Below are 14,372 nucleotides of genomic sequence, written 5' to 3' on the forward strand. Positions count from 1 at the left end.
ATTAAAAAGTTACACTTAATCCGAACGAAACCGTCTTCGACAATGGATAAGTACATCCATCCCAATTACCAATACCAACCGTTTCGGGATCAAAGGTGTCAGTCAAATTAGTAATTGTAAATAAGTTCTCGGCAGAAGCGAATAGTCGTAGATTAGTTAAGTTACACTTTTGAGCCCATAAGGTCGGAAGCGTATAACCCAATGTCAAGTTCTTCAAGCGGCAATATGCTGCATTTTGTAAATAAGCCGATTGAGATTCTCGGTTTCTTCCATTTTCGAGCAAACGTGGATAATAGGCATTTACATTGGCTCCTAAAGGACTTTTGGAGTCTTCGGGACGGAAATAGTCCAAATGAGGTTTAAATATATTCGTCTGCCAATAGCCTACTGCCCCCCAGAACATGGTAGACCCACTTCCAGGCATATAATCACGTTTCAATGTTCCTTGAAAAAATAGTTTCAAATCGAAGCCTTTCCAAGCAGCATCCAGATTCAGTCCGAAATTATAGCGTGGAGTACTGTTTCCAATTACTTTCAAATCTCCATGATCATTCAAAGTCTTATTTCCACGGCTTATTTTACCATCACCGTTTAAGTCTCTATACATAATATCGCCTGCTCCCCAACCAGAGCCAATAGCATCTTGCGCACCATTCGACATACTTGCCAGGTGATCCTTCATCTGTTGATCCGTCTTTGCAATACCCACAGTTTCAAATCCCCAAATATCACCCACAACAGCACCAGGATAATAAACTATATTATTGTCCTTATCAAGTATAGTATTAGATGGATTAGGGTATTTATCAATTACCACTTTATTATCCGACAATGATAAAGTAGCCCCATATTTAAAATCCCGAATCTGGTCGCGCCAATTAATCTGAATCTCCCAGCCTTTAGAAGTCATATTAAGGTTATTTACCTTCGGAACTCCAATACCTAAAATAGTAGGTAGTTCGGGAGCCGGGCCAACCATGTCTTTTGATTTACGCTGAAAATAATCGAAATTTACATTTAAACGATTGTTAAGCATCGACAAATCGAAACCAAAATTCAATGTCTGTGTTTTCTCCCAAGTCAATAAAGAGGATACCAAAGCAGATTCACTTGATATATTAGGTTTCGCGCCATTGACTAGCCACCCTCCCTGTGAGTAGTTGCCCCACTGATCTTTATTGATATTAATCGTACGATAGAACGGATACCAGTTGTCTGTATTTTGATTGCCTAACTCTCCCCACGAAGCCCGAAGCTTTAACGTATTTATTAAGTCGGTCATATCCTCAAAAAAACCTTCACGAGCAATATTCCACCCCAAAGAAAATGAAGGGAACCAATTCCAACGATTGTCTCTCAAGAAACGAGAAGTACCATCATAACGCAAATTAGCTTCAGCCAAATAACGTCCTTTATAATCGTAGTTTAAACGCCCAAAAAAGCCGGAAGTGGCCCATTCAGAGTAACCACCTCTATTTTGTGGATTAACTTGTGCTGTATTCAGTGTAGGAACACCCGACATAATGCCATCTTTTGATGCTCTTATGTCTCTTTGCTTAAACAATTCACTTTGAAATCCCAACATAACCTTAAAATTATGTCCGCTTTCTAACTCTTTGAAATATTCTGTATAAATATTGGGGTTAAAAAAGTTGCTTTTATAAGCAGACTCAGACACACTAGAAGTTTGATTGGCGATAACATAAGGATCCTTTTTCACATCATAACCATAAACTGTTTGATAATCAGAATGATCAAAATTATAGTTAGAACGATAGTTCAGTTCAATCGTTGTTTTCCAATTCTTAACAGGTTCTATAAGAAATTGTAATTGCTGAGCCAACACATCAGCCTGCGATTTATAGCGCCCACCTTCAGTTAACTGATATATTTTTGACTCTGCCGTATAAAAACCGTTAGGATCGACAACGGGAATAACAGGCCAATAACGACAAACATCATAATAAAACACATTGCTTTTTATATCTCCGCCAGCAAATGAAGGGGCTTCATAGTCAATACGATTAAAGCGCATTGTATAGCTCAATTTGAGCCAGGACGACAGTTCTGCATTCACCTTGCCTGTAAATGAATAACGTTGTTTGTTATCATCTCCAAATTTTAGTAAACCTCCTTGATTCAAGTAGTTAGCCGAAATATAATATTGAATTTTTTCGGTCCCACCGTTTGCACTTAATGAGTGTTCTTGTGTAAAACTATCACCAAATAATGTTTTCAACCAATCAGTATTTCCAGTAGGCATTACATCCAAGCGCTGTGGGTCGTCAAAAGAATTCCATCTCCCCCCATCTGTAGCCCACATATACTGCGTACCTTTGCCTGATTGAAAATCGAGAATTTGCTGTAACTTAGTTTGACTATACATCGGAGTTTGACCACCATTAGTCAGCTGATCATTAATGGCAAGGGCAAAATTATATGAATCGGCCATCTCTGGCATATTCAAAGGAGAAACCAAACGAAAGTTATTATTATAGTTTACAACTGTTCTACCCGACTTTCCTTTTTTAGTGGTAATTAAGATAACACCACCTGGTGCACGAGATCCATAAATAGAAGAAGCGGCAGCATCTTTCAATACCGAGATATTTTCTATATCTTGGGGATTAAGAGCATTTATATCACCTTCCATCCCGTCTATCAACACCAATGGTTCTACTTTGGAACCTGCACCAATGGTACCAATACCACGAATGTTGAATTTTTTACTTCCACCCAAAGAACCACCAGCATCACCAGTAGAAATATTCATCCCTGGAACAACTCCTTGGAGCGCCTCAACTGTGGAGTTGACAGGACGAGATGAAAGTTCTTTTGCATCTACAGTAGAAACCGCTCCGGTTAAATTGACTTTCTTTTGTGTACCAAACCCAACAATAACAACTTCGTCCAAAGCCTGTGTATCTTCTATCAGAACGATACGTAACTGTTTCTGATTGCCCACCGTTACATCCTGCTTCAAATAGCCAATATACGTAACTTCGAGTACAGCTTTGGGATCGATATCGATAGAGAAGTTACCATCCAGATCGGTAATAGTTCCCACGGAAGCCCCTTTGATACGTACATTGGCGCCGATGATCGGTTCTCCTTTGGAGTCGACAATAGTACCGGATATTTTACTCTTCTGTTGTGCCGCACTCACATGGGCCGATGTATTCTCCGATGCTTTAATCGGTTGTTTCGACAAGATGATGTGATTACCTTCCAACTTGTAATAGATATCGGTTCCTTTCAGCAGTTTATCTAAAACCGCTGAAACCGATTGGTTTTTAGCATTAACGGATGCCTTACGATCTATCTTGACCTGATTGTTGTAAATAAACAAATAACTCGTTTGACTTTCTATCGCATTCAGTATTTTATCCAACTCTACGTTGTTCATTTGGATACTGACCTTGGCATCTTGTGAATATGTTTTTTCGGCATATGCACTGAAAACGCAAATCATGAGTAAAAGAGCAGTGATTCGCATAATTCTAAAAGAATGTTTAAATTGAGTCTTTTTAGGGTAATTCCTCCCCAACAAAGTGTTGTTTTTCATAACTTTGTATTGATTTTTAATTAATACTTTTTTCCATTTAAAAGTTAGTGTTAAAATCTGGCCGATAAGTATTGCACTACTTGTCGGCTTTTTCTTGAATATTCAAACTTATTACTTCATAGGCTTTTCATTTTTAAGGGGTGATTAATGTATTTAGTTGATATAGATAATCGAACCATCATTTGTCTTTGTATATTTTATATTAATATCTTTCTGCAATATATTGAGCGCATAGTCAATACCGTCTGCCTGTCTGAATTTTCCGGTATAATAGTATTTGAGTGCTTCTTTATTGTTTATGATTATCTCGACACCATAATATTTTTCAAAGCATTTCATGATATCTAAAAAGGCTTCGTCTTTGAAGCAGATCAGTCCCTCTTTCCAGCGATAGGCATCGTAATTATCAAGCTTGGTAACTTCAAGTTTACCATCTTTCAAAACAGCCTTCTGGTCGGGAACGAGCCGGATGCTTTGGTTCGGATCAGCCGGACGGTTTATCTTCACACTGCCGTGCATCAGGGCTGTTTCAAACTCTTCGTGTCCTGGATAGGCCGACACATTAAACTGAGTGCCCAATACCTCTACATTGTATTTTTCGGTTTGTACAACAAACGGGCGTTTTTCATCTTTGGTTATATCAAAGTAGGCTTCTCCTTTTAAAATCACAACACGCTCATTGTCGTTAAAGGAGTTGGCATACTGTATGGTAGTACGTGCATTGAGCCATACATTACTACCATCGGGAAGCGTGACATTGGCACGCTGTCCAGCAGGTACGGAAACAATATTCATTGATTGCGGATACAAGGATTGCTTGTATTGTTGGTAGAAGTAACTAATAGATAAGGTAAGAAGCATAACTCCTACCATCTTCAGCCATTCTACTTTCAGTATAGACCGACAGAGCGTTTTCGGTTTCGAAAATGTACTTTTCTTTTCTTCCTTAGCGGCAAGGGTGCTATCGGGGGACAGGTTGCTATGAAGCACCAACGCATTGAACATCTTTCTTTCCTCATAAAAAGCCTGCTCATTCTCTGCACTGTTTTCTACCCACGATTTGATGTTCATTCCCTCTTCGACCGAAGCCGTTCCTTCAAAAAACTTATATAATTGTTCTCTCTCCATTCTTTAATATACTATACACCTTTAGGGGCTATACTAATGATAGCACTTGAGGCAATAATATCCCTAGCGGTGTATTAGAAAAAATAGAGAAAAAGTAGAAAATAGTCTTTCAGGTTTACACGCAGCACTTTAAAAGCTTTGCCCATATGGAACTCTACGCCCTTGGTCGTAATGTTTAATTGTGCGGCTATCTCTTTATGCGATTTATGTTCGTAGCGGCTCATTATAAATATTCTACGGGTTTGTTCGGGCAGACTGTTGAGGGTCGATTCAACAATCGCCTGTATCTCGCCGGTGAATAATGCGTAAGGCTCGCACGCTGCCAATGAGGTGATACGGCTATCCAACTCCCATTGGTAGTAGTTTTTCATCTGCTCGGAATACTCCTCGCGAATCGCCACATGGCGCAGATAGTTCAATGATTTATGCTTGATAACGGTCAGTATATAGCCCGGGATACTCAATTGGGCATCAACGCTATGCCGGTTTTCCCAATAATACATCAGTGCCTCTGTTGTGATGTCTTCGGCAACATGGTTATCTCTGACATACGAGTTTGCAAAACGTAAGAAACGCAGATGGTATTCTTCGTAGAGCTTATTAAATACGACAAGGTCTTCCGTGTTTAGTTTATGCATTTTTTCTTCATTAGATGCGATACTACCCGTCAAGCAAAACGTTTCTTTAGATTTGTTTTCACAAATATACATTTTAAAATTGGAAGGTAAATCTATTAAAAAGTTAAAAGATCTTATTGTAATTTATAACCTACCTACACGGTACGATGAAGGGGGCGGATTGGTTTTTCCTATTCAATTGCCATTTGATCTCAATTATAATTCTTATTTTTGCAATTCATTATATAAATAAGGAAAAGATGAACTACGGATTTGTGAAAGTAGCTGCAGTAGTGCCGCAGGTAAAAGTAGCCGACTGCCAATTCAACGCCCAAAAGATTGAAAGCCTCATAGCAACTGCTGATAAGCAGGGGGTGCAGATTATCACCTTCCCCGAGATGTGTATCACGGGCTATACCTGTGGCGACTTGTTTGCACAGCAACTACTGCTCGAAGAGGCAGAGATGGCATTGATGCAGATACTCAACACAACCCGTCAGCTCGATATTATTTCGATTCTGGGGATGCCTGTCGTCGTTAACTCAACCATCATCAACGCTGCTGTAGTGATACAGAAAGGCAAGGTGCTGGGCGTGGTACCGAAAACTTATTTGCCCAACTACAAAGAGTTTTACGAGCAACGCTGGTTTACATCCGCCTTGCAGGTGAGCGAAACCACGGTACGACTCTGCGGCCGGGTAGTACCGATGGGCACCAATCTATTGTTCGAGACCTCACAGGCTACTTTTGCCATCGAAATATGCGAAGATCTATGGTCGCCCATCCCACCGAGCTCTGCGCTGGCACTGCAAGGTGCCGAGATCATCTTCAACCTCTCGGCCGATAACGAGGGCATCGGCAAGCATCAATACCTCTGCTCGCTCATCAGCCAGCAGTCGGCCCGGTGCATAGCGGGATATGTTTTCTCGTCGTGCGGCTTTGGCGAGTCGACTACCGATGTGGTCTTTGCCGGCAACGGGCTCATCTACGAAAACGGAACACTGCTGGCACACCACGAACGATTCAGCCTCGAAGAGCAGCTCATCATCAGCGAGATCGATGTGGAACGCCTGCGTGCCGAGCGCCGCGTCAACACTACCTTTGCTGCCAATAAAGGCAACCTGCCGGGCAAAGAACCGATCCGCATTACCACCGAAGCGGTCAACAGCAAGCCACTCGAGCTGACACGCACCTTTAAGATGCACCCGTTCGTGCCTCAGGGGCACGCACTCGATGAGCGTTGCGAGGAGATATTCTCAATTCAGGTAGCGGGATTGGCACAACGACTGGTGCACACGGCTGCGCGCTCGGCAGTGATCGGTATCTCGGGCGGGCTCGACTCTACACTGGCATTGCTGGTCTGCATCAAAACGTTCGATAAACTGGGATGGTCGCGCCAAGGCATCATAGGCATCACCATGCCGGGCTTCGGAACCACCGACCGCACCTACAACAACGCTCACAGCCTGATGCAGACGCTCGGCATCACGATACGCGAAATCAGCATACGCGAGGCTTGCATTCAGCATTTCAAGGATATAGACCACGATATCAACCTGCACGATGTGACGTACGAGAACTCGCAGGCACGCGAGCGTACACAGATATTGATGGACGTAGCCAACCAAACAGGCGGCATGGTGATCGGCACAGGCGATCTCTCGGAGCTGGCTCTGGGCTGGGCTACCTACAATGGCGACCATATGTCGATGTACGGTGTCAACGGAAGTATTCCCAAAACACTGGTCAAATACCTGGTGCAATGGGTAGCTAAACATGGCATCGACGATGAATCGCGCGCCACGCTGCTCGATATTGTCGATACGCCGATCAGCCCCGAACTGATTCCTGCCGACGAGAACGGAGAGATCAGTCAGAAAACTGAGGACTTGGTAGGCCCTTACGAGCTGCACGACTTCTTCCTCTATTACTTCCTGCGCTTCGGCTTCCGCCCCTCGAAGATCTTTTTGCTGGCCTCGGTTGCCTTTGGCGAGATATACGACCGGGCAACGATCAAGAAGTGGTTGGGCACGTTCTTCCGCCGGTTCTTCAACCAGCAGTTCAAACGCTCCTGTCTGCCCGATGGGCCGAAAGTGGGAAGCATCTCCATCAGTCCGCGAGGCGATTGGCGCATGCCGAGCGATGCCAGTTCGGCTGCCTGGCTGCGCGAAATAGAGAACTTATAGAAAGCTTTACTATGACGTGATCCTTACAAAACGCCTTTACTCGAGGGTAGTTCGAAGTTATAAATATCGCGTTTCATCGCCATTTTGAGCGCGCGCGCCAATGCTTTGAAGATGCCCTCGATCTTGTGGTGTTCGTTCTGCCCCTCGGCTTTGATGTTGAGGTTCATCTTGGCAGCATCGCTCAGCGACTTAAAGAAGTGCAGAAACATCTCGGTAGGCATCTCTCCTATCTTTTCGCGGCGAAACTCCGCCTCCCAGACCAACCACGCCCGTCCACCAAAGTCGAGACAGACCTGACAAAGGCAGTCGTCCATCGGCAAGGCATATCCATAACGTTCGATGCCCCGTTTCGAACCCAGTGCCTGATAGATACACTCGCCCAAGGCGATGGCTGTATCTTCGATGGTGTGGTGTTCGTCTACTTCGAGATCGCCTTTGACGCGGATGGTCAAGTCCATGCCCGAGTGCTTGCCGATCTGTTCGAGCATGTGATCGAAGAAACTCAAACCGGTACGGATATCGCACTGCCCGCTACCGTCGAGGTTCAGGGCAACGAAGATATCGGTCTCCTTGGTCGTGCGTCGTACCTCGGCTTTGCGCTCGCCGGCAAAGAGAAACTCAGCAATGCGATCCCAGTCGGTCGTAGCGAGTGCACAGGTCGATTCGAGCCCGGCTTCGCGCAGCAGCTCGGTGCTCTCTTGCAGGTAGATGGCGCGACAACCGAGGTTCCGGGCAAGCTCCACATCGGTGGGGCGGTCGCCTATCACAAAGCTTCCGGCCAGGTCGTACTCGGGGTTGTCGAGGTATCGGCCAAGCATCCCGGTACGCGGTTTGCGCGTCGGCGCATGGTCTTCGGGAAAGCTACGGTCGATCAGTATGTCGTCAAAGCAAATGCCTTCGCCAGCCAGTGTTTTCAGCATCAGGTTGTGGGCAGGCCAGAAGGTCGCTTCGGGGAAAGAGTCGGTTCCCAGTCCGTCTTGATTGGTCACCATGACGAACTCAAAGTCGAGTTTGCTGCGGATGAAACCCAGGTTGCGAAACACCTTGGGGTAGAACTCCAGTTTCTCGAGCGAGTCGAGCTGATAGTCGACAGGCGGCTCGACAACGAGCGTACCGTCGCGGTCGATGAATAGTACTTTTTTCATGAGCGATAGTTTTTTAATGCCTCCATCAGTTGGCTGTTTTCGAACGGATTGCCGATGGTAATGCGCAGGCAGTTGCCACAAAGCGATACCGAATGGCGGTTGCGCACAATAATTCCCCGGTCTACCAAATAGGTATAGATGCGCGAAGCATCATCTACCCGAGCCAAGAAGAAGTTGGCATCCGATGCAAAGACCCGAAGCACGCACGGCAAGGCTTCTACCTGCCGCATCAGCACCTCGCGTTCGGCTTTGAGGGTCTGCACCCACTCGTTTATCTCCTCGTAGCGGCTTAGCATATCAAGGGCTTGCTGCTGGGTGAGTTGGTTTACGTTGTACGGATACTTGATTTTGCTCAGTATGCCGATAATCTCGGGCGAGGCAAATGCCATGCCCAGACGGATGGCCGCACAGCCCCATGCCTTGGAGAATGTTTGCAGCACAATGAGGTTGGGATAGCGATCGAGCATCCCGGCAAACGAGGGCAAGGAGGAGAAATCGATATAGGCCTCATCGACCACCACCAACCCGTCGAAACGGTTCAGCAGGATTTCGATCTGCGTATGCGACAGGTCGTTGCCCGTGGGGTTGTTGGGCGAACAGAGAAAGATGAGTTTCGTGTGTGCATCGGCAGCCGCCAGCAGGGAGTCGGCGGTAAATTGGAACTGCTCATCGAGCAATACCTTGCGATACGCCACGTTGTTTACATCGGCACACACCTGATACATACCGTAGGTAGGGTCGATGGCAACGACATTGTCCGTGCCCGGCTCGCAGAAAGCACGAAAGAGCAGGTCGATGGCTTCGTCGCTGCCGTTGCCCAGAAAGATCTGCTCGGGGCGCACGTGCTTGATCGGAGCTAGCACCGCTTTGAGCTCGTGCTGCATGGGGTCGGGATAGCGGTTGTGGGGCAGGTTATAAGGATTCTCGTTGGCATCGAGAAACACCGAGGCGGTAGCTCCCTTGTACTCATCGCGTGCCGACGAGTAAGGCTTTAGCTTCCATATATTGGGGCGGGTCAGTTCTTGTAACGTTCTCATGGCAGAAAGTCGGATTAAGTGTTATATATACTGTTTCTATTTCATCTTCAAGCTGTTCAGTCTCACCGTTACGGCATTTTTGTGGGCATCGAGCTGCTCGTTGGCCGCCATACATTCGATAGCCGGACCGATGGCCGCCATGCCCTGAGGCAGAATCTCCTGAAAGGTGATTTTGCGGATGAAGCTGTCGAGGCTCACACCGCTGTACGCCTTGGCGTATCCGTTGGTGGGCAACGTATGATTGGTTCCGGAGGCATAGTCGCCCGCACTCTCGGGCGACAGCGAGCCTAAGAATACCGAACCGGCATTGACCACCCGCTCGCCTACCTCGAGGTAGTTTTCGGTTTCGACGATGAGGTGTTCGGGTGCATAGGCATTGGTCATGGCGATGGCCTCGTCCATGTCTTTCACCAGAATGAGCTTGCTGTGGGCAAGCGACTGCGCAGCCAGTTCGCGGCGCGGAAGCTCCTGCAACTGTCGCTCCACCTCTGCGAGCACAGCTTGCTGCAACTCGGCAGAGGTCGTGATCAGTATCGCCTGACTGTCGGCTCCGTGCTCGGCTTGCGACAAGAGGTCGGCCGCCACAAACACCGGATTGGCAGAAGCATCGGCCAGCACCTCCACCTCCGAAGGGCCGGCAGGCATGTCGATGGCTACGTCGCGCAGGCTCACCAACTGCTTGGCAGCGGTGACGTACTGATTGCCCGGACCGAATATCTTGTACACCCGCGGCACACTCTCCGTGCCGTAGGCCATGGCGGCAATGGCTTGCACGCCTCCTATCTTACAGATTTTACTAACCCCTGCCAGTTGTGCGGCAAAGAGAATAGCGGGATGAATCCGCCCGTTCTTGTCGGGGGGCGTACAAAGCACAATCTCCTTGCAACCGGCTATGCGCGCCGGAACAGCCAACATCAGCACCGTAGAGAAGAGCGGTGCCGTTCCTCCGGGAATGTAGAGCCCTACTTTCTCAATGCCTACCGCCTTCTGCCAACAGGTTACGCCCGGCATGGTTTCGACCTTGCGCCCGGTAAATTGCTGTGCGGCATGAAACGTTTCGATGTTCCGTTTGGCCAAACAGATAGCCTCTTTGAGGGTCGAATCGACGCGCGCCACTGCCTCCTCGATCTCTGTGGGGGTAACCAACAGCGAGGTAAGCACCGCTTTATCAAACGTGGCTTCGTAATCTATCACAGCTTGGTCGCCTTCGGCTCTAACCCGGTCTATGATGGTGCGAACGGTATCAAACAGTTGCTCGGTATGGAGCGCAGGGCGTTTGAGCACCTCCGCCCACTCTTCCGGCGAGGGGTAGTTAATCAGTTTCATAAAATCATCTTTTCAATGGGTAGTACCAAGATTCCTTCGGCTCCGAGTGCTTTGAGCTTGCCGATAATCTCCCAGAATCGTTTCTCGTCGAGCACCGTGTGCACCGAGCACCAGCCCTCTTGTGCCAACGGCATAATCGTGGGACTTTTCATGCCGGGCAGCACACTGATAATCTCCTCCAGATGTTCTTTGGGAGCGTTCATCAGCACGTATTTCTTATCTTCGGCAGCTTTAACGGCATCCATGCGAAACAGCAACTCGGCCAGCACCTCGCGCTTCTCCTCGCTCATCTGCTTGCAGCCGATCAGCAACGCTTCCGACTTCATCACCACCTCTACCTCCTTGAGGCGGTTGCTCACCAGCGTAGAGCCCGAGCTCACGATATCGAAGATGGCGTCTGCCAACCCAATGCCGGGAGCTACCTCTACCGATCCGGTGATGACGTGCACTTCGGCCTTCACCCCGTGCTTCTTCATAAAGCTGTTCAGGATGGCGGGATACGACGTGGCAATCTTCTTACCGTTGAACCACGACACACCTTGATAGTCGATATCCTTGGGCATGGCGAGCGACAAGCGGCATTTGCTGAAGCCGAGGCGTTTGATGATCTCTGCATCTTCGCCCTTCTCTACGTATTCATTCTCGCCCACGATGCCCAGATCGGCCACTCCGGTGGCTACCGACTGAGGAATATCGTCGTCGCGGAGGAACAGCACCTCGATGGGAAAGTTGGACGACTGCACCAACAACGTGCGCTTGGTAGCACCCAGTTTGATATCCGATTCTTCGAAAAGGGCCATTGTTTCTTCAAACAGGCGGCCTTTGGCCTGTACTGCAATTCTTAGCATGATTTCTTCGTTATTTTTTAAAAAAAAAGAGGCTCGCCTCATCGGCAAGCCTCGCTTCTATGTCATTGTTTACACAATATCATTCACGCCCACCGAGTTATTCGTTAGGAAAATGATGATGATGATGTGTAGTTGTATATTTCATTGTTTTCAATATTACAGCGACAAAAGTAAAGCATTTGTTTCGAACTAACAAACATTTATCACAAAAAGTTCGATTTTAATTTCAAATCAACGGAAGAATCTCTTCTGATTCGACTTCGCAGCCGAGAAAGCGCATCTCCTCTTTGGCTTTCTCTTTCGAAAAGGTGAAGTAAGTGCACAGGGCTTCGGTGCACAACTCGGCATATTGATTATAGAGTTTGGCTTCGACCAGCACCACGTTTCGTTTCACCTCGCGGATGGTAGCCCGCAGCACAATGTGCGAGTCGTCGGTACTTATTGGCTTGCGGTAGCGTGTCTCCATTTTCGAGGTCACCCCGGTGGTTTGCAGCTTGCGCACAATGGTCCAGGCGCATATCTCGTCGAGCAGTACGGCCTGAATACCTCCATGCAGCGTATCGATCCAGCCCTGATACTCGGGACGGGGCTTCCAGATGCTCAGTACCTCATCGCCGTCTTCGTAAAACTCCATTTTCAGTCCCGCCTGGTTTTGCTGCGCACAGCCGAAGCAGTTGTAACCTTCGACCTCTTTCCAAGGATTTATAATCTTTTTCATACCGGTTGATTTTATTTTTATATAGAAATATAAAAGTACAAAGAAAAGTCCGAAGAACCACCAATAGTCCGGAGATTTTAAAAGAACCTCCGGAGATTTTTTAAAGATACCACGCTAAAAAACCTCCGGACGATTCGAATCACTTCCCGTCAATCAGCCGGGCATCACTCCCACACCTCGGCTTTTACCTCAAAGCAGGGACACTCTTTGATGCGTTCCCAAGGATCGACGATGCCGTTGTAATTGCTATCGGGGCTCAGATCGCGATGCCCCAACACCTGCGCATCGGGATAGCGTTGCAAGAGCTCGCCCACCAGCGTGCGCAATGCCCTGCGTTGGTGGGGCGTGCGGGTATCGGCAGGGCGGCCGTTAGCATCGAGCCCACCCTCATAGCATACACCTAGGCTCACCGCATTGTATCCGCGGGCATGCGCACCGGGTGTATCTTCGGGGCGCATCGGCTCCACCTCTCCGCTTTTTCGGATGTAGTAATGGTATCCGCCCGAGGAGAATCCGCGGAAACGATGAGCCGTATCTACATCGCGGGCACTGAAATCACTGTCGGCACGGGTGGCCGAACAGTGAATCACGATCAGCGCAATTGCTCTCATGGCTGCCTGTCTTTGCACTCCTTGCTGCAACACCGCTGCGTCATTGCCTGCGCCAACTGCTCTTTGAGAGCGAATATCTCGGCATGCATCTCCTTGACCTTGGTGCTGAGTTCAAAATAATCTTTGAGCACCTTCTCCAGCTGGTCGACCAGAAATTCGTACTGCCCCATAATCAGGTCGCTAAACTCCTTGATACGCTTGGCATCCTTCTTTCTGAAAAACGGAAGAATAACCAATACACACTCCATCAATTTCTCTAAAATTCCTTTCATCTTGCTACGTTTTTTTTAATAAATACTACGATTATTCAAACGGGTTTTCGGGTTCGCCCTCAGGGTCGCCATCATCAAGCATTTGTTCGGCACGCGTCAGCACGCGAGTGTAGACAAGCACTTTGGTCATGTCGGTCAGTGCCTTGCCCGGACGGAAGTTAATGCGCGCCCGTTTGATGAGCGATACACTGAACTCTTTCTTCACCGCTACGCCGCTGCTCGAAAGTCCCATTTGCAGACTGCCCAGATCGCCCAGACGAACGATACGCCCTGCCTTCAAGGCACGCTTAGCCTCGTAGATGATGCCGGCAATGGCGGCACGCACATCGGTCTCGGTACAGGTGCTGCGATTGGTGATAGCCTCGCACATCTCTTCAAAATCCAACTCGCCCGAGGCCTGTGCCTGAGCATAATACTTCGCCGGATCGTCCTTCTTCAAAGGATTCTTTCTCGGCACAACCGAATAGGGAATAGTAATTGCCATAATCTTTACATTTTTAAATGAATAATAAAACTATCTCTCGTTTGATAAAGCAAAAATAGGTTATTAAAAACAAGCAAGAAGATGCAACGAAGTTTAACAAGTTTTCATGATAAAAAGGAGGTACACAACTTTGATAAGTCATTTATTATCAGTATATTTATAGCATAACCAACATACAATATCATGCAAAAGAATCAAGAAGAATTTATCATCCGTGCCTATACCAAGGCCGAACTGGCACACTTGTACAACCCAACGCTTTGTCTCAAAGGTGCACTACAGGTGATGCGTCGCTGGATTATACAAAACAAAAAGCTCTGTGGCGAACTAGAAGAGCTTGGTTATCAAGCGCGCAACCGCATACTCACCCCGCGTCATGTTGAAACCATCGTTCGATACCTGGGTACCCCATAAATATAAAAGAAACTTTCTCTC

13 protein-coding genes are annotated in these 14,372 nt (G+C 47.5%); 2 read left to right on the forward strand and 11 right to left on the reverse strand.

Annotated features, from left to right (window positions below; genetic code table 11):
* Nucleotide 1: 1 nt before the first annotated feature.
* The 3 genes from TY03_RS05380 to TY03_RS05390 all read right to left on the reverse strand — a co-directional run bounded on the left by TY03_RS05380 (nt 2) and on the right by TY03_RS05390 (nt 5,331).
* Nucleotides 2-3,496 carry a TonB-dependent receptor gene (locus tag TY03_RS05380; RefSeq protein ID WP_230201904.1) on the reverse strand — a complete coding sequence of 1,165 codons (3,495 nt, stop codon included), beginning with the start codon at nt 3,494-3,496 and terminating at the stop codon, nt 2-4.
* A gap of 222 nt (nt 3,497-3,718) precedes the next feature.
* Nucleotides 3,719-4,693: a FecR family protein gene (locus TY03_RS05385; RefSeq protein ID WP_042368048.1), complete on the reverse strand. Its 975-nt coding sequence runs from the start codon at nt 4,691-4,693 to the stop codon at nt 3,719-3,721.
* A gap of 74 nt (nt 4,694-4,767) precedes the next feature.
* Nucleotides 4,768-5,331: an RNA polymerase sigma-70 factor gene (locus TY03_RS05390; RefSeq protein WP_042369193.1), complete on the reverse strand. Its 564-nt coding sequence runs from the start codon at nt 5,329-5,331 to the stop codon at nt 4,768-4,770.
* Nucleotides 5,332-5,570: 239 nt separating this feature from the next.
* Here TY03_RS05390 and TY03_RS05395 point away from each other — a divergent pair, with 239 nt between their 5' ends.
* Nucleotides 5,571-7,496, forward strand: coding sequence for an NAD(+) synthase (locus TY03_RS05395; protein ID WP_042368049.1), 1,926 nt, complete (start codon nt 5,571-5,573; stop codon nt 7,494-7,496).
* 23 nt (nt 7,497-7,519) lie between these two features.
* On the opposite strand, the gene hisB is transcribed toward TY03_RS05395, so the two are convergent.
* The 8 genes from hisB to TY03_RS05435 form a co-directional block, all read right to left on the reverse strand.
* Nucleotides 7,520-8,641, reverse strand: a complete 1,122-nt coding sequence (hisB, locus tag TY03_RS05400; protein WP_042368051.1) for a bifunctional histidinol-phosphatase/imidazoleglycerol-phosphate dehydratase HisB — start codon at nt 8,639-8,641, stop codon at nt 7,520-7,522.
* Nucleotides 8,638-9,678, reverse strand: a complete 1,041-nt coding sequence (gene hisC, locus TY03_RS05405) for a histidinol-phosphate transaminase (protein ID WP_042368052.1) — start codon at nt 9,676-9,678, stop codon at nt 8,638-8,640. The genes hisB and hisC overlap by 4 nt, the downstream gene beginning before the upstream one ends.
* Before the next feature lie 36 nt (nt 9,679-9,714).
* Complete coding sequence (hisD, locus tag TY03_RS05410; protein WP_042368054.1) at nt 9,715-11,004, reverse strand: histidinol dehydrogenase; 1,290 nt, start codon at nt 11,002-11,004, stop codon at nt 9,715-9,717.
* Nucleotides 11,001-11,852 (reverse strand): ATP phosphoribosyltransferase, encoded by an 852-nt coding sequence (gene hisG / locus TY03_RS05415; protein ID WP_042369195.1) that lies wholly within the window; start codon nt 11,850-11,852, stop codon nt 11,001-11,003. The genes hisD and hisG overlap by 4 nt, the downstream gene beginning before the upstream one ends.
* A 226-nt stretch (nt 11,853-12,078) precedes the next feature.
* Nucleotides 12,079-12,570 (reverse strand): PaaI family thioesterase, encoded by a 492-nt coding sequence (locus TY03_RS05420; protein WP_042368055.1) that lies wholly within the window; start codon nt 12,568-12,570, stop codon nt 12,079-12,081.
* Nucleotides 12,571-12,734: 164 nt separating this feature from the next.
* Nucleotides 12,735-13,181, reverse strand: coding sequence for an N-acetylmuramoyl-L-alanine amidase (locus tag TY03_RS05425; RefSeq protein ID WP_042368056.1), 447 nt, complete (start codon nt 13,179-13,181; stop codon nt 12,735-12,737).
* Nucleotides 13,178-13,444, reverse strand: a complete 267-nt coding sequence (locus TY03_RS05430; RefSeq protein WP_187373981.1) for a hypothetical protein — start codon at nt 13,442-13,444, stop codon at nt 13,178-13,180. The genes TY03_RS05425 and TY03_RS05430 overlap by 4 nt, the downstream gene beginning before the upstream one ends.
* Before the next feature lie 40 nt (nt 13,445-13,484).
* Nucleotides 13,485-13,937: an HU family DNA-binding protein gene (locus TY03_RS05435; RefSeq protein ID WP_042368059.1), complete on the reverse strand. Its 453-nt coding sequence runs from the start codon at nt 13,935-13,937 to the stop codon at nt 13,485-13,487.
* Between the two features lie 183 nt (nt 13,938-14,120).
* Between TY03_RS05435 and TY03_RS05440 the strand changes: the two genes are divergently transcribed.
* On the forward strand, nt 14,121-14,351 hold the full coding sequence (locus tag TY03_RS05440; protein ID WP_042368061.1) for a DUF4248 domain-containing protein: 231 nt from the start codon (nt 14,121-14,123) through the stop codon (nt 14,349-14,351).
* Nucleotides 14,352-14,372 lie beyond the last annotated feature (21 nt).

Origin of the sequence: Bacteroides neonati, from assembly GCF_000499785.1 — a bacterium.
Lineage (GTDB): Bacteria > Bacteroidota > Bacteroidia > Bacteroidales > Bacteroidaceae > Bacteroides > Bacteroides neonati.